This is a genomic window from Aliivibrio sp. SR45-2 (assembly GCF_963890165.1).
In the GTDB taxonomy this organism is placed as follows: Bacteria; Pseudomonadota; Gammaproteobacteria; order Enterobacterales; family Vibrionaceae; genus Aliivibrio; species Aliivibrio salmonicida.
The window spans coordinates 1-1,007 of the sequence record NZ_CAWPRC010000074.1 but is presented as its reverse complement, the minus strand read 5'-3'; the positions used below and the strand labels follow the sequence as shown (position 1 = coordinate 1,007).

Here is a 1,007-nt window from a genome sequence, read left to right as displayed (position 1 = left end):
AAGGTTTTTACTACCTAATCTGGGCTTATCGCAAGTTAATACGTCTTTCATCGCCTCTGACTGCCAAGGCATCCACCGTGTACGCTTAGTCACTTAACCATACAACCCCAAGAGGTTTCGTATGGACCGTTTGCTTTCACTTTTCAAAAGTGAAGACAAAACAGCAACCAAGGTTGAACTCGTCATTGCGAGTTCTGGTTTTTCGCCGGATTCAAAATACAAGAACACTTGAATGTGTTTTTAATTTGTTTATCTAAAGATAAACAAAAGATATTAAGAACTTTTAAATTTTGATTTAACTTAATTACAGCCTGAGCTGTTTTGTTTTACTTTTAAAAAGTAAAAATAAATTAAGCTAAATCAGTCAGCTTTCCAAATTGTTAAAGAGCAATATAACGCCATTTAATTTATAAATGACAAAATACTTTTTAAGCATTCTCAGACAAAAAAATCCGAACCGAAGTCAATTTCTTGAACTGGTTTGGAATCCTTCCAAAAACATTTAAAGAGTATATCCATATGAAATGGTGGGCGATACCGGGCTCGAACCAGTGACCCCCTCCTTGTAAGGGAGGTGCTCTCCCAACTGAGCTAATCGCCCACATAGTATTTCAATTCATTCCTAACTCTATCAGAAATAAACCCATTCACTGTAAAAAGAATGGTGGGTCGTGCAGGATTCGAACCTGCGACCAATTGATTAAAAGTCAACTGCTCTACCAACTGAGCTAACGACCCTTTGTACTTCATAAAGAAGTGGTATCCCGTAGGGGAGTCGAACCCCTGTTACCGCCGTGAAAGGGCGGTGTCCTAGGCCTCTAGACGAACGGGACACGGCGAAGGTGTTAAACACCTTCTTTTCTCTTTAATTTTCAACCTTGGCAATCTGTGTGAACACTCATAAATCGTAATCTATCGTTAAGGAGGTGATCCAGCCCCAGGTTCCCCTAGGGCTACCTTGTTACGACTTCACCCCAGTCATGAACCACAAAGTGGTGAGCGTCCTC

General features: G+C 40.5%; 3 tRNA genes and 2 rRNA genes. All 5 read right to left on the bottom strand.

Annotated features, from left to right (window positions below):
- A 23S ribosomal RNA gene (locus AACV33_RS03415) occupies positions 1-99 on the bottom strand; the annotation flags it as partial.
- A gap of 426 nt (positions 100-525) precedes the next feature.
- A tRNA-Val gene (locus AACV33_RS03410) sits at positions 526-601 on the bottom strand.
- 61 nt (positions 602-662) lie between these two features.
- Positions 663-738: transfer RNA gene (locus AACV33_RS03405), tRNA-Lys, on the bottom strand.
- Between the two features lie 19 nt (positions 739-757).
- Positions 758-833: transfer RNA gene (locus tag AACV33_RS03400), tRNA-Glu, on the bottom strand.
- Between the two features lie 86 nt (positions 834-919).
- A 16S ribosomal RNA gene (locus AACV33_RS03395) occupies positions 920-1,007 on the bottom strand; the annotation flags it as partial.